This is a genomic window from Chelativorans sp. (assembly GCF_031180965.1).
Lineage (GTDB): Bacteria > Pseudomonadota > Alphaproteobacteria > Rhizobiales > Rhizobiaceae > Chelativorans.
In genome coordinates, this window is sequence record NZ_JAPSLH010000037.1 from 1 (window position 1) to 18067 (window position 18067).

General features: G+C 62.1%; 27 protein-coding genes. 8 read left to right on the forward strand and 19 right to left on the reverse strand.

Annotation, left to right across the window (positions count from 1 at the left end; translation table 11 throughout):
* Positions 1–893 (reverse strand): N-acetylmuramidase domain-containing protein (locus tag RIN79_RS19525; RefSeq protein ID WP_309086373.1); only part of this gene is annotated, 893 nt, incomplete at its 3' end.
* A 111-nt stretch (positions 894–1004) separates the two neighbouring features.
* Between RIN79_RS19525 and RIN79_RS19530 the strand changes: the two genes are divergently transcribed.
* A complete protein-coding gene (locus RIN79_RS19530) occupies positions 1005–2147 on the forward strand; it encodes an acyltransferase (protein ID WP_309086374.1) in 1143 nt (380 codons plus the stop codon).
* Here the strand turns inward: RIN79_RS19530 and RIN79_RS19535 are convergent.
* From RIN79_RS19535 to RIN79_RS19575, 9 genes are read right to left on the reverse strand one after another with little or no spacing between them, the layout of a single operon-like run.
* Entirely contained in the window at positions 2144–2497 is a 354-nt protein-coding gene (locus RIN79_RS19535; protein WP_309086375.1) for a hypothetical protein, read from the reverse strand. The genes RIN79_RS19530 and RIN79_RS19535 overlap by 4 nt on opposite strands.
* A complete protein-coding gene (locus RIN79_RS19540; RefSeq protein WP_309086376.1) occupies positions 2484–2828 on the reverse strand; it encodes a hypothetical protein in 345 nt (114 codons plus the stop codon). The genes RIN79_RS19535 and RIN79_RS19540 overlap by 14 nt, the downstream gene beginning before the upstream one ends.
* Positions 2825–3961, reverse strand: a complete 1137-nt coding sequence (locus tag RIN79_RS19545; protein ID WP_309086377.1) for a hypothetical protein — start codon at positions 3959–3961, stop codon at positions 2825–2827. Before RIN79_RS19545 ends, RIN79_RS19540 begins: the two co-directional genes overlap by 4 nt.
* Entirely contained in the window at positions 3945–4178 is a 234-nt protein-coding gene (locus RIN79_RS19550) for a hypothetical protein (protein WP_309086378.1), read from the reverse strand. The genes RIN79_RS19545 and RIN79_RS19550 overlap by 17 nt, the downstream gene beginning before the upstream one ends.
* Positions 4179–4203: 25 nt before the next feature.
* Positions 4204–7332 carry a phage tail protein gene (locus RIN79_RS19555; RefSeq protein ID WP_309086379.1) on the reverse strand — a complete coding sequence of 1043 codons (3129 nt, stop codon included), beginning with the start codon at positions 7330–7332 and terminating at the stop codon, positions 4204–4206.
* Positions 7333–7352: 20 nt separating this feature from the next.
* Positions 7353–7799 carry a DUF6950 family protein gene (locus tag RIN79_RS19560; RefSeq protein WP_309086380.1) on the reverse strand — a complete coding sequence of 149 codons (447 nt, stop codon included), beginning with the start codon at positions 7797–7799 and terminating at the stop codon, positions 7353–7355.
* Complete coding sequence (locus tag RIN79_RS19565; protein ID WP_309086381.1) at positions 7790–8464, reverse strand: hypothetical protein; 675 nt, start codon at positions 8462–8464, stop codon at positions 7790–7792. Before RIN79_RS19565 ends, RIN79_RS19560 begins: the two co-directional genes overlap by 10 nt.
* Positions 8461–9114, reverse strand: coding sequence for a hypothetical protein (locus tag RIN79_RS19570; RefSeq protein ID WP_309086382.1), 654 nt, complete (start codon positions 9112–9114; stop codon positions 8461–8463). The genes RIN79_RS19565 and RIN79_RS19570 overlap by 4 nt, the downstream gene beginning before the upstream one ends.
* Before the next feature lie 2 nt (positions 9115–9116).
* Positions 9117–11294, reverse strand: coding sequence for a phage tail length tape measure family protein (locus RIN79_RS19575; RefSeq protein ID WP_309086383.1), 2178 nt, complete (start codon positions 11292–11294; stop codon positions 9117–9119).
* Positions 11295–11349: 55 nt separating this feature from the next.
* On the opposite strand from RIN79_RS19575, the gene RIN79_RS19580 reads away from it, so the two are divergent.
* The 4 genes from RIN79_RS19580 to RIN79_RS19595 all read left to right on the forward strand — a co-directional run bounded on the left by RIN79_RS19580 (position 11350) and on the right by RIN79_RS19595 (position 12858).
* Positions 11350–11781: a hypothetical protein gene (locus tag RIN79_RS19580; RefSeq protein ID WP_309086384.1), complete on the forward strand. Its 432-nt coding sequence runs from the start codon at positions 11350–11352 to the stop codon at positions 11779–11781.
* 92 nt (positions 11782–11873) lie between these two features.
* On the forward strand, positions 11874–12173 hold the full coding sequence (locus RIN79_RS19585; RefSeq protein ID WP_309086385.1) for a hypothetical protein: 300 nt from the start codon (positions 11874–11876) through the stop codon (positions 12171–12173).
* Between the two features lie 80 nt (positions 12174–12253).
* Positions 12254–12508 (forward strand): type II toxin-antitoxin system HicA family toxin, encoded by a 255-nt coding sequence (locus RIN79_RS19590; protein ID WP_309086386.1) that lies wholly within the window; start codon positions 12254–12256, stop codon positions 12506–12508.
* A complete protein-coding gene (locus tag RIN79_RS19595; RefSeq protein ID WP_309086387.1) occupies positions 12505–12858 on the forward strand; it encodes a type II toxin-antitoxin system HicB family antitoxin in 354 nt (117 codons plus the stop codon). Before RIN79_RS19590 ends, RIN79_RS19595 begins: the two co-directional genes overlap by 4 nt.
* On the opposite strand, the gene RIN79_RS19600 is transcribed toward RIN79_RS19595, so the two are convergent.
* The 5 genes from RIN79_RS19600 to RIN79_RS19620 are packed head-to-tail and all read right to left on the reverse strand — an operon-like array spanning position 12848 to position 14743.
* The gene (locus RIN79_RS19600) at positions 12848–13189 is read right to left on the reverse strand and encodes a hypothetical protein (RefSeq protein WP_309086388.1); all 342 of its coding nucleotides are present in this window, start codon (positions 13187–13189) and stop codon (positions 12848–12850) included. The genes RIN79_RS19595 and RIN79_RS19600 overlap by 11 nt on opposite strands.
* On the reverse strand, positions 13186–13599 hold the full coding sequence (locus tag RIN79_RS19605) for a hypothetical protein (RefSeq protein ID WP_309086389.1): 414 nt from the start codon (positions 13597–13599) through the stop codon (positions 13186–13188). Before RIN79_RS19605 ends, RIN79_RS19600 begins: the two co-directional genes overlap by 4 nt.
* A complete protein-coding gene (locus RIN79_RS19610) occupies positions 13599–14075 on the reverse strand; it encodes an iron ABC transporter substrate-binding protein (protein WP_309086390.1) in 477 nt (158 codons plus the stop codon). The genes RIN79_RS19605 and RIN79_RS19610 overlap by 1 nt, the downstream gene beginning before the upstream one ends.
* Before the next feature lie 22 nt (positions 14076–14097).
* On the reverse strand, positions 14098–14319 hold the full coding sequence (locus RIN79_RS19615) for a hypothetical protein (protein WP_309086391.1): 222 nt from the start codon (positions 14317–14319) through the stop codon (positions 14098–14100).
* A 10-nt stretch (positions 14320–14329) separates the two neighbouring features.
* A complete protein-coding gene (locus tag RIN79_RS19620) occupies positions 14330–14743 on the reverse strand; it encodes a DUF4128 domain-containing protein (protein WP_309086392.1) in 414 nt (137 codons plus the stop codon).
* A gap of 20 nt (positions 14744–14763) precedes the next feature.
* Between RIN79_RS19620 and RIN79_RS19625 the strand changes: the two genes are divergently transcribed.
* The gene (locus RIN79_RS19625; RefSeq protein WP_309086393.1) at positions 14764–14970 is read left to right on the forward strand and encodes a hypothetical protein; all 207 of its coding nucleotides are present in this window, start codon (positions 14764–14766) and stop codon (positions 14968–14970) included.
* On the opposite strand, the gene RIN79_RS19630 is transcribed toward RIN79_RS19625, so the two are convergent.
* Together RIN79_RS19630 and RIN79_RS19635 are read right to left on the reverse strand one after the other, a co-directional pair.
* On the reverse strand, positions 14948–15364 hold the full coding sequence (locus RIN79_RS19630) for an HK97 gp10 family phage protein (RefSeq protein WP_309086394.1): 417 nt from the start codon (positions 15362–15364) through the stop codon (positions 14948–14950). The genes RIN79_RS19625 and RIN79_RS19630 overlap by 23 nt on opposite strands.
* Complete coding sequence (locus RIN79_RS19635; RefSeq protein WP_309086395.1) at positions 15365–16414, reverse strand: head morphogenesis protein; 1050 nt, start codon at positions 16412–16414, stop codon at positions 15365–15367.
* Positions 16415–16479: 65 nt separating this feature from the next.
* Between RIN79_RS19635 and RIN79_RS19640 the strand changes: the two genes are divergently transcribed.
* Positions 16480–16635: a Thivi_2564 family membrane protein gene (locus tag RIN79_RS19640; RefSeq protein ID WP_309086416.1), complete on the forward strand. Its 156-nt coding sequence runs from the start codon at positions 16480–16482 to the stop codon at positions 16633–16635.
* On the opposite strand, the gene RIN79_RS19645 is transcribed toward RIN79_RS19640, so the two are convergent.
* The gene (locus RIN79_RS19645) at positions 16632–16991 is read right to left on the reverse strand and encodes a hypothetical protein (RefSeq protein ID WP_309086396.1); all 360 of its coding nucleotides are present in this window, start codon (positions 16989–16991) and stop codon (positions 16632–16634) included. The genes RIN79_RS19640 and RIN79_RS19645 overlap by 4 nt on opposite strands.
* Complete coding sequence (locus tag RIN79_RS19650; protein WP_309086397.1) at positions 16991–17479, reverse strand: DnaT-like ssDNA-binding protein; 489 nt, start codon at positions 17477–17479, stop codon at positions 16991–16993. Before RIN79_RS19650 ends, RIN79_RS19645 begins: the two co-directional genes overlap by 1 nt.
* 33 nt (positions 17480–17512) lie before the next feature.
* Between RIN79_RS19650 and RIN79_RS19655 the strand changes: the two genes are divergently transcribed.
* The gene (locus tag RIN79_RS19655; protein ID WP_309086398.1) at positions 17513–18046 is read left to right on the forward strand and encodes an AAA family ATPase; all 534 of its coding nucleotides are present in this window, start codon (positions 17513–17515) and stop codon (positions 18044–18046) included.
* The last annotated feature ends 21 nt before the right edge of the window (positions 18047–18067 follow it).

The following is an 18067-nucleotide window of genomic DNA, read 5'->3' on the forward strand; positions in this document are numbered from 1 at the left end:
GCCCCGGTGACGACTGCCGCACCGCCCTGCTTCGCCTCTTCGGTCTCCAGCGGCCCCAGCGAGCCCGGAACCTCCTCCGGCGCGACCTTGAACGACGACAGAGCGCGCATGGTCTCGGGACCGGCTACGCCATCTGCAGTGATCTTTCTGGCGCGCTGGAACTCGGTCAAGGCCGCCTTGGTGCTCGGCCCATAGTCGCCGTCCACCTTGACCGCGTAGCCGGCGCGCACGAGCAGCGCCTGAAGCTCCCTCACCCGCGCGCCCTTGGAGCCCATGCGCAGCATGCCGGACGCGGCAGAGACCGGCTTCTTGCCGGATAGTCGGGCATAGGCGGCCGCCATCTTCGTGTGGTAGCGGTTCCTCGAATAGCCCGGCCCGTTGTAGCCGCGGGCGAAGGCGGTGAAGTCTTTGCGCTGCAGTTCGTCGGCGAGGCCGAATTTCTCGATGTAGCACGCCATCGCCTCGATCTGGCCGGCGACATCCTTCCGGACCGCCGCGACCATGGCCTGCACGCTCTCGTAGCCGAGCGCCTTCCAATGGGCGCCCATCACCTGCCCTACGCCGTAGGATGCGCTTTCGAGCGCAGCGTCCTCGTCGATCGCCATAGCCGCCCTGAGCATCCGCCAGCGCGCGGCCTGGCTCGATGGGTTCTTGACCGCGCCGGCGTTCGGATGGGCAAGCCCTTCCTTCCGTGCCCGCTCGCGCTCCTTGCCCGTGAGACGCCGGTCGAAATAGTGCCCCTCAAAGCGGATCAGCGGCTCCTTGCGGCCTTCCACAGTCGCATAGGTCTTGCCGTCGCTCTCGACCTCGATCACGGCCATGAGCACTTCGGCCTCGACTTTCATGCGCGCGGCAATGCGCCGGACCGCGCGAGCGGTCGCAGTGTCAAGCATGGGATGTGTCCTTTTTGGATGTCAGGCGAATTGGTGAAGGCCGGGCGACGCGCGGCTTTAATCCTAGCGGGATTTGCTGTATGGCCGGGAGAACTTCCCAGCGGGCCGTTGATGTCGAAGAAGATCGAATTTGCGCATATGCTGCGCGGCGTGGCCGCACTGTCGGTTCTCGTCGCCCACTATTGCTCCACGTTCTTCGTGCATCATGAAGGCCTTGCAGGCCTGCTCCAGGTACCGCCACTGGCCGAACTTCCCGCTCCAACCGGCGTGGTCAGCCTGATCGGGGGTTACGGAACTGTGTTGGGTCAGTTCGGCGTGGGAGTCTTCTTCATCATCAGCGGCTTCGTGATCCCGTTTTCCATTCGGTCAGGGAGCCGAATGTCGTTCATGACGCGCCGGGCGCTCCGCATCTTTCCGGTCTACATCGCTGGCTTCGGCGCCGTCATCGCATCGATTTGGGTTCTCACCCGCTATGCCGGGTCTGACTTTGGCTACACGACGCCGCACATTTTGTCCCACTTCGGCATCCTGACGCGCGGCGTTCTGGGGTATGGTCGCATCGACGGCATCAGTTGGACGCTCGAGGTGGAGCTTGTCTTTTACATTGTAATGGCGGCCGTCGGAGCGCGGGTCTTTGCGCGCGGGGCTTGGGGCCTTGTGGGCGCTGCGATCGCAGTGGCTGCCCTGTCAATCGCCAGCACTCTTGCTCTTCATCATGGCCTTTACAACGTAGTCGGCAACACCGGTTTCCAGCTCTGGGCGTCAATATTGCTGATCCTGGGCCTGGCCTATCACGCGCTGTTCACAAGGCAGATTTCCAGCTCATCGTTTCTTGGCGTCCATGCCGCGGTCGTGACGCTGAGCATCGCCGTGTGGCTCTGTTCGGACCGCACTGTCTATACATGGGAATGGATGGCTGGATACCTCGTCGCAATGGCGGTTTTTGCCGCAGGGTTCTTGCTGCACGACCGCATCCGGTTGATCCCAGGGTTCAATCATCTCGCCAATATCAGCTATCCGCTTTATGTCGTGCACGCTCTTCTCGGATACGCCGTCATGTACTGGGCAATCGACAATGGATTGAGCGCTGAAGCGGCGATCCTCTTGGCAATCGGCGCCGCCTATATCCTTTCTGTCGGACTTCACTTGGGTGTTGAAAAGCGCTTTATGCGCTCGACCACCGGGCCGGTCGGGCCTCATGTGAGCAGGTCAATCGAGGACCGCCTGCCCGCCTCTGCCTCCACCGCTCCCTAGACCGACGACAGATCAGGCTGGATTGGCCAGTCCAAGTTGGGCAGCTCGGCTAAGAACTCGTCGAGCGCCGGCACTGGTCGCTCACCTACCTGGACTTTGGAGAGTTCAGCATAGCTGTAGACCCATACGGCGTCCCGCCAGGCGATGAACGTCTCGGCTTCTGCCTTCCATTGAGGAACGGTCGAGTTGGCGTAGTTGGCGAGTGCATGGCCGTCGGCGTAGTCTCTTTCCTGCGCCTGCACATCGATATGCGCCTGTATGCCCGCCTTGAAGGTAGCAAGCGTCTGCTGGCGCGCCTGCTCAGCTTTCTGCTCGGCCGTGATGATGATGGAGGGATCAGGCGTCCACATTGGTTGGCTCCTCGATTGCCATGGACGGCTCCGGATCAGACGGCACCTCGATCGGCCCGTCCTCCGTCACCGTGATTGGCTCCGGAAAGGCGACGGCATGCGACGGGTTCGGTCCGTGCGGCAAGATGAGTGTGACGCGCACCTCCCCATCGATCCGCTCGACGGGACCGACAATCCACTCGCAAGGGATTTCGCCGGCCGGGATCGTTCCTCCGTCCGGAATCGCATTGAAGTTGAACAACTCTCCGTTGATGCGCAACCGATCGCCGCTGGTCTTCTCCACGACCAGCGCGGTGGCCCAGCGACGCTGGGGGGAGAACGATATTCTCATTGCCATCTCCCGAATGCGAAAAGGTCAACCGTGATCGATGCCGAAAAGTTGGTATAGCAATAGATCACGGTTTCGGTGGTTGCCGTTGCGCTTATCTGGCCTGCGCCAGCCCAATAGATGGTGCTCCTCGGCGCGATACGAACTGAGGGCGCTTCAGCGAAAGCAGCAGGAAAGGTCCACCACGGCATGCTGGTAACGTCCCTGAAGATCGCGCCGGCGGCTACGAGAGATGCAGGAGTCATCGTTATGGTATGCCTGCAGAGCTGTGAGCCGTCCTGAAAACGCACGTAGCGCCCGTTGCCATTCGTGCCCGCTGTTTCGACGAGCATTCGCCACGGCGACCAAGTTGCGCCGCTGTCGTTCGACCCACGCATGGCCATCTCCACCGCGGCGCCACCGGCGGCATAGGCGAACGTGACGATCTGAGTGATAGCAAAGGTCGATCTTTGCACCAGCAGCGGCCCGTATGGCAGAACGCTACCCGGAGGGGCATTCGCAGCACCGGCGCCCGCGCCCGTGTAAAGGCCGCTCTCGATTGCCTGATTATAGTTCCCGTTGGGTATAGTCCTGGTCTGCGGCATAGCTCCGAGCGTGCCGAGCATGGCTGCAGCGTTTGCGTCGTCCAGAAGCGTGCGTGCAAATGGTGTCAGGTCGGCGAGGGCGGCGGAGCCGGAAGTGTCGAGGAAGGGCAGCTTGTTAACGGCGGCCGTGCCTTGAAGATTGAGCAGTGCGCGCGCCGCTGCCGTGAGCGCCGTCAACCCCATCTGCCCCGCGCCCGTGCCATAGGGCAGCGTGTCGGCAGCGAGAGTCAGCCCCGCGAAGGCATCCACGTTCCCGCTCGCCAGCTTGGTCGTGAGGTCTTGCACGAAGGCGGAGAGCCGCGAGCCGTCGGGTTGGTAGCGGATGACGAGCGGATGCGTGCCGGCGGCGCCTGCCGGGCAAGGATCGGCAAGCGTTCCGGCATTCTGCCCCGTGATGGTTCCGATGATCAGAAACAGGCCGTTGACCCATATCGTGTCGCCGGTATTGACCGCGGCCATCTGGAGCGCCGCACCGGTCGTAGTGAAGGCTGTGCTTCCTGCCGTGAGCGTGATCGTCGCGCCGGCCGGTCTATAATCAGGTCTTCCCGGCATTCTTCTTCTCCGCCCTTTCGAGCCGTTCCTTCATCGCTTCCATTGCGTCACGCTGCTGCTGGACGAGGAGGCTCAGCTTCCTGACCTCCTCCGCCAGGAGCAGGCTTGTGCTGCATTCCTGCTCCCACCGGCGCTGGAACAGCGCACCGACGGCATCGGTGGGCACGACGTGTTGTTGCGGCGCAGCGGGTGCCGCACCGGGTTCATTCTCGGCCATTTGGGTTTCCTAGGATGTGGAGGGTCTAACGGCGCTGTGCCTGCACGTGTAACCGACGTTCGCTTACGCCGGCCGTTCCCGACTGGTTCGACTGAGCCCTGATGGTGAAGGTGTGGGCTCCCGCCGTGGGTGCAAGCCAAACATATTCCAGTTGGACGTTGCTGATGTTTCCGGGGATTATCGCACCCCCCGATACGCCGTTGAACCTGGTAATCTCCGTGCCGTCGACAAGGAACGCGAGATTCACGTTTGAGGTGATGCAGGCGAATATTATGCGGACGTTCAATGAGCTTGCAGGGACCGTGAGGGAAAGGGAAATGACGTCAGAATATCCCGTTTGCTGAACAGTGACGGTCGCGGCGTCGTATGCATTGTTCGTGACGTGGATCGCGTCGCCCGCGATCTTCAGCGTGTCGACGGCAAGGTTGGCGATCATCGCGTTGGTCACTTGAAGATTGTTGACCACCGCGTTCTGGATCTGCGCCCAGGTGATGTCCGCGTTGACGATGTCGGCCCATTGAACCTTGATGTTCTGCATGTAGGCCGTGTTGCCTTGGAACACGAAGGGCGCGAAAGCGATGCTGCCATTGACGTCATTGGCGAGCACGATCTGCGGCGCTACCAGGGCAACGCGCGCCGTGCCGTCCGACTTGGATTGCAGAAGGACCGCTGCCTGCGCAAAGCTGAGGGAGGTGCTGACGCGCGTTCGCAGGCCAATGCTTGCCCATCCCCCCGCCCAGTCGGCATAGCTCTCCGCCCGAAACAGCGCGTCTGCCGAAACTGCACCGACCTGGCTCGTGAGCTGGGTAATCGCCGAAGTGTTGGCGCTGATGTTTCCCTCGGCCGTGCTCACGCGCGCGGTGACCGCATTCAGGGCCGTTGCAGTCGCCTGAAGACCCGTGGCAGGGTCGTTGAACTTCGCCTCAAGCACTTCGACGCGCTGCGCCACAGCCTGTGTTGCGCTGACCGCAACGGTGATCTGCTCGGTGAACTTGGCAGAGAGGTTCCCAGCCGTGGCAACGACCTCGCGGCGCAGCTCCTGTTTATCGAGGAAGTTCTGCCCGCTCTGATCGGAGACGAGCTGGTTCAGCCGCTCGATCTCATCCCAGATTGTACGATCGTTGCCGCCCATCCAGTCGAGCAGGTTTTTTACCTCCTGCCCCAGCTGCCCGATGTCGATCGGGTAGATGTCGCTGGGGCCGAAGCGAACATCCGGCGTAACGACCGTCAGCCACGCCGACCATTCCGTCGCACGGCCCGAGAACGGAATGTATTTGCCCGAAACTTCATATCCCGTGTTCGGCAGGAAGACGCCGTTCAGGATAGTGGAGCTTGTCGGATAGTTCGGGTCGCCGGGCAACGACCTGTCGAACGGCACCTCGCCATCGAAGACGATCGCATCGGTAGCCGCGAGCCTCACCAGCACGCGCACGGCGCGCACGTCCTCCTGGTCCCCATCGTAAAAAACCTCGATGGAGGGGCGGCGCGCATTGCCCGTCGCATCGTAGAAGATGGCCGGCTGCACCTGCCAGCCCGTCATGGGCTGAGGCACTGGCCAGCGCGGCACCAGCGGACCTACTGTCCACGGGATTTCGTCGCTCGGCGACCAGTCATAATCCGAAGGATCGACCTCGATCAGCGCGACCGCCTGATTGACGTTCGCCTGGTCGTCCATCGAATTGATCAGGAAGCGCTTGCTGACATAGCCGTTGCGCGCGCTCGTCCACGAGATCACGTCAAGCGGCTCGAGAATGAAGGCGGCGGGCGCCAGTGTGCCGTTGTTCTTGCGGAAGCGCCGGTTCTCCAGCGCCAGCGCCTTCATCAGCCGCTGTACCTGCAGCGCGAACGGAGCCGCATTGAATTGCACGTCGGCAAGCAGGATCCGGTCGTCGTCCTGAGCCTCGTATTCCGGATAGCGCCTTTGCGGCGCATCCTTCATCTCCCATGCCGCCTCCGGCTCCGGATAGGTCGCCGCCACACCGTTGAACGTGGCTTCAAGGCCGGGGAATGGGTCATATTCCTGCTCGGTGGTGACGACGAAGTCCTCGTCGGAGCAGAAGAAGACGGGCAGCGGCGGGGCACCGACGTGGATTTTGTAGATGCCGCCGATCTCGGCCATGCGGCCATTGCAGGCCTTCAAAAGCTCCTGGATGACATCGATCGGCTCTTGCTCGGCCACCTTGATCTCGTAGCCGCAGCGGAACTGCTTTTCTGTGCCACCTCCTTCCTTCGCGACGAGCACGTCGCATTCGTTCATTGCCGCGAACCAGTTCGACAGCGGAAGTCGCGGCGCCGGCACCTTCGGGCCATAGACCCATTCGCCTTGGAAATAGATGCCGCGCAGGATGTTGTAGATGATCACCGCCGGGTTGTCGGTGAACTCGTATGTGGCCTCCTGTCCCCAGCGCTGGGCACCAGAGCCGCCGACCGTGCTGTCCTTGCGCGGGTCGTAGAGCTTGATGCCCTGGGTCTCGACGCGCACCTGCGGGATAGCGGTGAAGAGCTCGCGATTGAACTGAGCCGTGACGATGACATAGGCCACGCCCCGGCCGATCATGTCGGCCTTCCACGGGCGCTCCGCATCGCCGCCGAACTTCTCCATCAGAAAGGCGTTGGCCGCCGTCTGGGTGCCGTACTCGATGGCTACCCAGAAATGATCGCCGCCCAGCCCCTCGGTGAATTCCGGAACGACATAGCCCGTGCCTTCGAGATTGCCGAAGTCAATGGTACAGGTCTCGCCGTTCACCCAGATGCGCGGAAGGATGGCCGAAAGCGGCACGTCCGAAAGGGAAATCACCTGCGAGACGTAGGCGTTCGGTGTTTTCCCCGACCTACCCCACGTCCCGATATATTCGAGTTGGCCGGCGGTGGCATAGGTGCCGACGATGAAGGAGCCGGAGTTAGCGCCCCCAAGCTGTACCTGAGCCGTGATGCCGGGCTGCGCCTGCTTCTTCGCCGTCGCCTGCAGAAGCAGCGAGCCGCCAACCTTGAGCGCTATGCCGAATGCAAGCGAAATGACCTTAGCAAGGACGCTGCCCTTGGCGAACCATGTCGCTATAGCGCCAATGGCGGCGCCGACGGGCCCAGCGTGCGCAAGCGCCGTCCATGCAAGCATGAACCAGATGGTCCACGCCGCGAGACGCAGAAGCTTCATGTCGGACCTGTCTGGTTCGTTTAGGTGGTGGCGAAGGGCACGCGAAAGGCTCTCGCGGCGTGCAGCAATTCGACCGTGCCGATGCCCCTCGCCTCCGGCCTCAGAACGTAGATGCGAGCCCCCTGGACGACGCCGAGAGCGATATGGCCGTCATCATCGATCGCCGCGAGGTCGCCCACCTGTGCATGCGAGGGATGGATCTCTTCAAAGATCGATGCGGCATACTCGGCATGATCCCTGGAGCCCTTGCGCTTCAGCAGCCGCATACCGCCTGGCAGCGTCTTGTAGCGGGCTCGAAAGGGCGCAGCGATGTCGTGACCAGTCATCGCCTCGACCGCACCGGCGGCAAAGAGCGCACAATCGTGATGACCCCAGGTGAAGGGTTTCCGCGCCACTTCCTCGACATAGGCGAACAGCCTGCCGCGCCAGTCCGGAAGGCGCCTGATCGCAGATGAGCTTATCTCCATGTCGGCAGCGGTCCGAACGTCGGGTTGGAAGAGTCCTTCGACTTCGCCTCGCCCCAATGGATATTCTGCAGCCAAGCCCCAGCGGCACCGGTATAGCGGCGGAAGCGATCGTCCTGGCGAAGCCGCTGCTGCTCGTCGGACCGGCGCATCGGGTTCACCTTGGTCAGCGACCGGGTGTGCGAGACGCAGGCGATTTCGATCCCACCCTCGCCGCCGACTGCCGGCGTTCTGATCGGCGCGCCATTGATCCAGCCGATGAAGCGAGGGAGCGCGGGGGCGACGAGAAGGTGGGTATTCGTATCCATGAAGCCGCGATGGATTTCGACCGGAGCCAGGCGAGGGTCGTAGCCGCGGATTGCGTTCTCGACCGCGTCGTTGATCTGGGAAAGCCGAATGCGAATGGTGCGGATCGTCAGATCACTTTCCAGCGGAATTGCCGGCACGTCGATGACGGAACCGCCTGCCTGGTACGGCCGCACCACCGGCAACATCGTATCCGGGTTGAGCACGGGCGCCGTGACGGCATCCCAGCCGCTCCAGAAGCCAACGGCCTCGATCTCGCCCGTCTGGCGGTTCTTCGCCTGGATCCAGATGAAGTTGACCGGGATGATGCCCGTGCGAGACTGGATCGCAGCGGCGCTGGCGGAATCGACATAGGATCTCATGGGCGCTGCATCACCTGAAACGACATGCCCGAAGTGATCGGACCGGACGCGGTCCCTGGATTGAAACTGCCGGGCATGATGAAGACCTTGGCGGCGGGCTTGATTAGCGTGATAGGACGCCCCGTGGTCACCCCCGGCCGAAAGTGAGGGCGAACTTCGAAGGAGGGCGTGACGCCGCCAGCTGACGCCATGACAGTCTCCGCCACTCGATGAAAGCCTCGCCGGACCGGGTTCGTGCCGTAGTCGAAGGAGAAGAGGTCTCCTCTCGTGAGGACGTAGCCTGCCGGCAGCCCTGACACCGTCAATGACTTGTTGTTCGCCCCGAGGGAGCCGATCGTAGGAGTAGCGCTACCGAGAAGCGTTCCATCAGGATCGGCCATTGGGAATGCCTTCTGAGGGGCATAAAGATAGAAGCTGTTGATCGCGCCATCCAAACTCTCGATCAGCGCCTGAACGCTCGCAGCATCGTCGTTGTACATCGGCGCGATCGACACGTCGCCAGACCAGCGCGGAGGCGCGAGCTCGGCGGCAATCACATCGCCATTGCCGAGCCCGGAATACTCATCCCAGCGCTCCAGCTTCCACGCGACGGTCTCAATGCTGAGCAAATCGGCGAAATCAGTGAGCGGAAGAGGGAAGTTCAAAGTCATAGTCAACCCACAGCGTTCGGGTCGCGAGCGATTTGGCTCCATCGGCGCGGAAGGACTTCACGATCATATTGGGTGAGGCCCTGTTGCACGCCCTCAGCCACCATGTCCCGGATCTCCGTATTCCCGCGCGCGCCACTCACATTAACGTTGATGCTGACGCGCTGCGGAGCGTCGTTCACCGCTCCACGCGCTTCCACCCCCAGCCGCCCGTCCGGCGTTCGCCGCAGCGGCATAATCGCTTCGGGTCCGGCCTCGCCCATCAGGCCGATCCCCTTCGCCATCGGAAACACCGTCGGGCTGGTCACGATACCGCCGGCGGCGAACGGGATGACGTTGCCGCGGTTGAATGCAGCGCCGTTTGCATAGAGGCCAGCGCCACCGCCCGCGAGCACTGAGGAGGCGGCCGGCGAATAGCCGCCACCGCCGAAGCCAAGCAGCTTGCCGAGCCAACCGAATATTCCGCCGCCACCGCCACCGCCCGCGTTGCTCACCCTGAAAATGGCGTCGAGCACGTCGCCGAGCAGCTTATCTGTTATCTTGTTCAGCACATTCAGTGCAGCGTTGCCGAAGCTCTCCCAGAAGCCCTTGCCCTGCTCAAGTCCCGATTGGAGATCATTGATGAAACCTCGCGTCAGGTCCTTCGCGAAGGCCATGGCCTCCTTTACCCGCTCAGTCGCCACCTCAACGCCGGCCATTGTTCCGGCGAGCGCGGAAAGGGCTGCACGCTGGCCCTCGGTTAGAGTGATGCCCTTCTGCTGGGCCTCGTTGAGCAAATCGGTCTCGTAGCGAAGCTTTGCCGCTTCGAACTCCGTCAGCCCGAGGGCCTCCTGCTCGGCGCGGAGAGTGGCGATACGGCGGTTCGCTCCATCGACGACGTCTTGGTACTTTTCGGCCTCTGTTTTCGCTCCGCGCTTTTTCTTGCCCTTCTCGTCGACAGTCGTCATCCAGGTGGCAAGCTCGCGGAGCTTCTCCGAAGCTGCGGAGGCGCCCTCACCGATTGCAGCGCCAAACTGGCCGAGGCGATCTTGGGCCATAATGCGCTCGTATTCTGCGGCTTGGTTTCTGTTGGCCGCGCCCAATCTTGCTCCAGCTCCGCCATCTCCGATCGGGCTTATCAGGTCTCCGGGGTCGCCGATCGGCTCCAACTTCACGCCGGGAATCTTGTTCGCGTAGGAGATCAATTCGTCGATGCCGGCGGCTGCGGCCCGCACCATATTGTTGACGCCTGAGATAAGGAAATCGACTGCGCTAAAAACAGCTACTGCAATGATCTCCGGGAAGGTCGCCCATAGGAACTTCATCTCGGAGTAGACGACTTCGAATGAGCTGAGGATGAAGTTTCCGGCGCCCTTCATGATGGCGACCACGTCGACGCCTATAGCTTGCTTGATCTCGTCGCGCAGAAGGTATGCCGCGGCGCCGACCGCGGCGAGAGCAGTGACCAACCAACCCACAGGACCCATGGCGGCGAGCCAAGCTGCCGTAAATGATCCGGCGGCAGCCAAGGCGGCTACGCCAACACGAGCGATCAAGGCGATCAGGCTGACAAGTCCGGTGACGATGGAGGGCGCATAGATCAGAGCCAATGCACCTGCGGCAGCCACCGCATACGGCGCTACAGTTTCAAGAGCACCCGCGAGCATATCCAGAGCCCATGCCGCGGCAGCAGGCCAGTCCACCATCTGCAGGCCGGCCGCAAGCAGTGCTGTCAAACCAATTGCCAGCAGAGAAACCGGAGACAGCAGTGACAAGAGGGCTTGCCTGAATACGCCTGCCGCCGATCCACCGTTTTGCATAGCCGCTTCCATTTGACCGGCGATCTGGGTTCCTTGCTGGAGGGCGATGATCATCGGGTTCATGCCCATCGCCGCGGTAATCCCGATGTCCTGAACCTGGGCAGCAAGACCGGAAAAGCCGCCGCCCATACGCCGCATATTGTCGTTGACAGCCACTGCGGCCTGACGAGCAGCGCCAGCCTGCCGGGTCAGGGAAGCCGCCGCAACGTCGGCGGAACTGGCGACGACAGCATTCGCCTGGGCAGCAGCACGGGCTCCTGACGCCGTCCCCTTGGTCGCCTGCTCTGCCATGCGGGCAGCGCCGGAGAGCTTCTGGAGCGAGATCGCGCCGCGCTCCGCCTGCGAGCTGTCGACGGCGATGCCTAGAGTCGCCAGATCAGCCAATGGACTCTCCTACGAAAGGGCGGTTAAGCTGAGGATCGGGAAAGGGAGGGGAAAGATGCCACAATCTATGCGCTTTCAGCCGGTCGATCTCGATGATCGCATAACGCTGAACGAACGCCAGGAAGCCTGTCTGCTGAAGATCTCGGATGCTCAGGGTAACATCGTCGAACTGGCTATGTCCGTCGAGTTCGGCGCAAAGCTCGTTGAGCGGACAAGAGCAGCCTTTCGTGCCTTGAAGGACCGAAAGCTAAAGGAAGAAGGCACCACGGCAGAGCAACGACAATCATTCGCAGCAAAATCTGCGTTGATCGGGATGCCCATCACAGCTGCTCCAAATCCGCATGGAACACCATTAGCACCCGTTCTGGTAACAGTTGCCCCTGCTTCAACATACGAGCAATCGTTTGGGCTGTCAGTGGAATGGGCGGAGCGTCTGGCGGAGGAACTTCGAGCGGCAGCCAGTCAGGTGAGTCAACGTCGATCGTGAGCGGCGCGGGACGGAACTCGGTGAAGCTCACCATCTCCATTGCTCCTCTCCTTGTCGTGCGGTAGCGTCTCGCCCCTTTAGGGAGGACGAGGATGCGAGCCTTGATTGCGTTGATGTTGATGACTGGCGCAGCAGCCTCCGACCAGGATGCCGCGAACGAGGCCGGGTTCAGACTTGCAACGGCGTATCACTGCATCCCGGTAACGGGAGATTCGGAGGCATATGCAGCCGCCAAGGAACACGCACACAAGTTGCTGGGCTCATCCGCGGCCGAGATGATCGCCGCTGTGGAAGCGCAACAGCCGAACGCGGACGGCAAACTCACAAAACCATTATGCGATGACCTAATTCGCTCACTGTCAAAAGAACCAGTTGAGGAATTGAACCGTTAAGGATCAGCTACTCCCCGACCATTCACATTTGCTAGCACTTTGCGCTTGCATTTCGGCGATGTCTGGCCTACATTGCTAGCATGAACAGCAAGCACAAAAAGACGTTGGCGGCAGTCTTTCGCAACCCGGTATCCGGCACGATAGATTGGGCCGACATCGAGAGCTTGCTTGTCGCAACGGGCGCTACCGTGATCGAAGGCAGCGGCTCTCGGGTAAGGTTCGAGAAAGATGGCATCGTTGCGACGTTCCATCGCCCTCACCCGGCCAAAGAAGCCAAGCGCTATCAGGTCAAGGATGCCCGTGAGTTCCTTTCGCAGATTGGAGTAGTGCCGTGAACACCATGACTTACAAGGGCTATGCCGCTCGGATTGAGTTCGACGAGGAAGACGAAATCTTCGTCGGCCGTATCGCCGGCATCAACGATGTCATCGGGTTCCATGCCGACAGCGTGGCAAGCTTGAAAGCTGCCTTTCACGAAGCCGTGGACGATTACATCGATACGTGCGCCAAGATCGGAAAGGACCCGCAGAAGCCCTACTCCGGAAAGATGATGTTCCGCGTTCGGCCCGAGCTTCATCGCAAGGCGGCCCTTGCCGCTGAGCTTTCGGGTAAAAGTCTCAACCAGTGGGCGGAGGAGGCTTTGGAGAAGGCGGCGAGCGTCACCGCAGAAGGAATCAACGCTTAGCTGTCTTCGCCCCCATGCCCCGCAGTAGCCCCTTCACCCCTGCTCCGTCAGAGGCCTCGGCGGTCGGCCGCTGTGGCCCCTGCTTGGAACGCTTGTCCAGGGCTGCCATGTGGACGCGAAATAGCGCCCGGAGCATGTCGACCTCCCACGGAGAAGGTTCGGCACCGGTGAGGCGGGCAAAGGCCTCGATCTCAGAATGGAAGTTCGTGCCGCCCATCCCGCCGAACGAGACGGAGAGATCGCAGTACCAGTCCCAAACGTGCGCGGTTGCTTCGGGGGGCTGCAGATCAGCGCCGCCCGGGGCAAAGCGGGCCTCGGCAAACGAAATCAAATCGTTTGCGAGGCCGTCATAAAAGCCTGGCTGTCCTCAGCCGCTTTGTCGATCTGCTCGGCGATGAACCACAGGTCGGGATTGGAAACGACGGCGCGGACGTTCTCTGGCGTGCAAGGCAACTCCTTGCCATCGCGCTCGAAGCCGGTCCAGGAGATCACCGCCGCGACCATGAGGTCGTGCGCTTTTTCCTCGACCTCTTCGATGGTGGCCGCCTTTTTTGGATTGCGGCGCTGCTCACGCAGGGCCTGATTGGCCATCTTACGCTGCAGCTTCTTCACCCGCTCGCTCTGATAGCTGGCCACAGTCACCGTCATGCCCAGCTTTTCGCCGGTCACGGGATGCCGAATATCGACCTCGACGCCTTCATCGAAGGTCTTTGCGAGGCCGTCGAACTTGGAGAGGTCCATTACGGCACCACCGGGGCTGAGGGAACTTCGATGATGGCGGTGGTGATGCCGAGGTTGAACGTGGTCGTCACGACGGCATCGTTCTCTCCGAACGCGTCACGCGCCGACTGCACCAGTGCGTGAAAATAGAAGATGCTGTCGGCGTGATCTTCGTCGGGGGCATCGGCGGCCTCGATCTTGAAGGCATATGCTAACTTCGTCCGCTCGGCCGCCTTCGCTGCCTGCTGGCCGACATCGAGAGGATCGCGACCGCACACCAGCGCGAGCACACCAGCGTCCCGGGCGCCCTTCAGGTGCCGCACCCGGCCGTCCGAAAGGGACGTGAAGGTCACATCATTGGCCTGGTCGCCGAACTCGCCAAGGCTCTGCACCTCGCCGATCTCGACATAGGTCAGCGCGGCATATTCCGCCGCCGAGTCGGCGGCCGTGGTAGGCCCGATGAATACCTTCGAGCCCGATGCGGTTGTCACCGTCATGGTTCTGTCCTTTCGTAGGGGATTACTTCTGCTCTTCCGCCCTGGTCTTGGGAAGAGCGCGCATCTCACTTACATCGGCCACCGGCACGCCGATCTGCTCGTAGGCGGCTTTCACGGCCGGCCAATCGCCATTGAGATAGACCTTCGTCGCACCTTTGACGGGCGCGAGGAAACTGCGGGGGTTCTTAAATGTCCGCCCTTCCATATTCGGGACGGGCTGGGTCGAATAGACGACCTGTGTCATGGCTGATCTCCTAGTGGATTGCCTCGATCGAGATGGTGACTGGCACCATCAAGTGCGTGTCTTCGCGCAACGGCTGCGCGACATCCGGCGCCTTGGTGACCCGCGCCATCACGCCATGCGCGCCCATGCTCAGGTCGGCCGGAAAATGCGCGGCCACCTTGCCGGCAACCTCCAGCGCCTCGCCCACCGGCCTGTTGAGCTTGGCAAACACATCGATCTGCAGCAGCGAGAGCCGTTGGTGAGGATCGGAGCCGCGCAGGAAGAGCCGCCGGTTTAGGTTTGGTATCCAATTCACCCGCAGATAGCCCGTGAGCGGCGGCGAAAAGCTCTCGTTCGGCCAGGCAATCGGCAGCGCAGGCGTGAGCACGAGGGTCTCTACACGGGCGCGCAGAGCCAGCCACAGGGCTGTTTCTATGGCAGGCATTCTGCGCTATTCCTCTGTCGATGAAGCCGCTCAGCGACAACCAGGCCCATGATCTGCTCACGGCCGCGCGCCGCGCGCTCGGCGACACACCGGGCGAGACGGTTAGGGCCGACACTGCATTGAAGGCGGCCCGGCAGGCCCTTTCAGGACTGGCGCTCGCACTGCTCTATGCGTCGGAAACCGGTTCCGACGAGGTGCCCGGCGTTAAAGGCCAAGACGAGATTTGATCTCCCTCGCCTTGTCCGCAACGATCGCCTGCCAGCGCTGAACAACCATGTCCACCCATGGCCGCGGCGGCCGCCCGCCTGCGCCGTAGTGAACATAGGCGCCGTATTTTGCCGTGTAACCGAGGTAGATCGTCTCCCCGACATCCGCGGCCATGATGACGAGCTCGATCTGACCATAGTCGGGCGTGAACGTGCCGCCCGGATTGTCCAGCGAGAGGACCGGCATGGCAGCGGTTGAAGCTCGGAGCGAGGCGCGAAGGAAGCCGGTATCTACCGGAACCAGCGCCTGCATCTGGGAGACGAGTTCTTGGACCGCCTCGCGAAATACCGCCTCGATCGCTCCCTCGACCCTGAAGACCCAGTCATCCACTTGGGCGCTGAAGGACTGGGCCACCTACGCCGCCCTCTGCCGGCGCACTACACTGGCGAAGTAGTCGATCTTGTACTCCAGCCAGCAGCGGCAGCCGACAATCTCTGCCCCCGGCGCGTTCGGATCGCCAGGATAGCGCAGCATGGCACCGCTCGGGCTCTGGAAGAGGCCATCCATGGGCGTGGACTTGCCGTTCAGGATTCGATGGGTGTGCCTGACGCGCCCGTCTCCGGCGCTGCGCCAGACCTTCGTCACGTCCTGCGCATCGACCTTCCCCGCGATGATCTGCTGCCGGATAGCATCGTCCCGGCTCTTGCCTAGCGCCGTCATCGTCTCAGTGCGAGCCAGCATCTCGCCGCGCAGTTCCAAAAGCCGATCCGCATACCGGCCTGTGATCCGGTCGACCATTTCGCGGGGAATTGGCTTCCCCTCACGAATTGCAGCGGCCACGGTCCGGTCGAAGCGCCTGTCCCGCCTGCCGCGCTCCAGATAGGCATGCAGAAGCGCGCGGTCGCCAGACAGCAGTTCCTGCCGCGCACGCGCAACGGCGCGCTCCTGAAACGCTGTGAGGCCGATTATACCGCCCTCGCGACGGTTGGTGGTGCGAGAGATGCGCCCGACAACATCGAGAGCCGTTGAACGCGGGTTTCGCCCCTCAGCCAAGCCCTCGGTCAGTGCGGTGCGGATAGCTTCTCGCTGGTCCTCCACAATCCTCGTCACGAGAGTTGACGAGTGCTCGCGCAGCCACGCCTCTGCCTCGGCGTTGCGAGCCCCGAAACGGAAGACGACACGGTCCCCTTCCGGATCGGTGATCCTCGGCAGGTTTTCGACCGTCGACGAGCCACCGGCGTTGTATGCCTCCGCGATCGCCAGTTCCAGCCGGGCGAAGGCATCCGGATCGAGGTGCATTGCCTCTATGGCACCGGTCACATCGCCGCGCTCCAGACGCTCGACGACCACCCGGAGGACAATCGCATTCCGGATGTCATCGATCGCCGAGAGGAACGCGGTGCGCAGGCGCTCGTCATAGGTGGCGAGCAGTTCGGCGATCAGGTCACGGGTTGGTCGGGGCATCGGGTCCGGAACCATTGCCGCCGGCCCGAGTTGAGCGAGCGTTCATTGAGGGGATAGATATGAGTATGATAATCAGCGTCTTGATCACCTTTCTTGTGGTGATCCTGGTGCTTTACCTGATCCGGATGCTTCCTATCGACGGGCGGGCCAAGCAAATCGCGACGATCGTCGTCATCATCATCGGCATCGTTTCGCTGCTGAAATATCTGGCCGTCTTCTAAGCCGCGCACCACGCCTTCCACACCACCGGTTCGCCGGCGGCAGGAATGGGCGTCAGATTCGTGATCGCGCGCTCCCGGCCGTCGATGACGAGCGTGTCAGTCAGGGCCGGCGTCACGCTCGATACAGCGAACAGCACCTGATCGCCAGTCTCGACGATCAGCACGCCGCCTTCGTACCGTTGATGTATGCGCCTGACGGTGGCGGAGAGATCGTAAAGCGTTTCGACCTCCGGTCCTGGCGTCCATTCGTTCGGACCCGGCGCGGTCGTAACGCGCTTCAGTTTCACGGCGCCCTGCTTGAACTCGCCGAGCATCTCCGTGGCGAACTCGCGCATCTCGTCATAGAAGGACGACATCACACCACCAGGATTGCAGGAAGCGGTGCTGCCGAGCCGAGCAGCGGGGCAAGAATGCCCTCAATGATCGATGAGATCGGCGCGTTGGGCGCAAAGAAGCCACCGCGGGCTGCAGGCTCGAAGAACTCGCGCTCGATCCCCTCGACCTTCTGCCGCTTAATCTGGCGCGACGGATCGACGGTCAGCGACAGCGAGCCAGGTCGAGTGATTTCCAGAAATGCTGCCTCATAGGAGGCGTTCACGACCTGCTGCGGGATTACGTGCGGCGCGATAACATTGCCGTAGGCATCGACCGCACCAGTTCGCGGCCAAGCACGTTCCTGCGCGAGGCCCCCAGTGGGAATGCCGGGAAACCGGCTGCCATAGAAGCCGTCTATATAGACGCTGCCGCGCTGGCGGGCTGCCGTGATGTTCGCGCCACTCGGCACGGTATAGCCGGCCGCGGCCACATAGGCCGTGAAGCCTTCATCGGTTCCGTAGCCGGCCATTGTTCAACCTACCGTGAGGAAAGAGGAGGTCTGATGAATCGCTTTGTCGTTATTTCCGGATGCTCAGGGGGTGGTAAATCCACCCTGCTCACCGAGCTCCAAAGACGCGGGTACAATGTTGTCGAAGAGCCGGGACGCCGCATTATCGCGGAGCAGCGAGAGTCTGGCGGTGAGTCGCTTCCATGGCGCAATCCAGAGGCCTTCGCGCGCCGGGCCATCGAGGTGGCGCTTAGCGATCGCGCAACCGCTCGGAAGACCACCGGATGGGTATTCTTCGATCGAGGACTGATCGACGCGGCCGCCGCGCTCCAGCACATTACCCGAGAGCCGACTCTTGCTCGATTCCTGCATCAACATCGGTACAACACGAAGGTGTTCCTCACCCCGCCATGGCCTGAAATCTTTTCGCAGGATGCCGATCGTAGGCACGATTTCGCCTCGGCAGTGGAAGAGTACGACCGGCTCTGCGCCGCCTACCCATCCCTTGGTTATGAGGTGCACGTGCTTGCGAAGCGGAGTGTCGCCGAACGGGCCGACATTGTACTGGCGGCGCTCACGAGCACGTAAGACGCGGCAGCGAACCGCCGC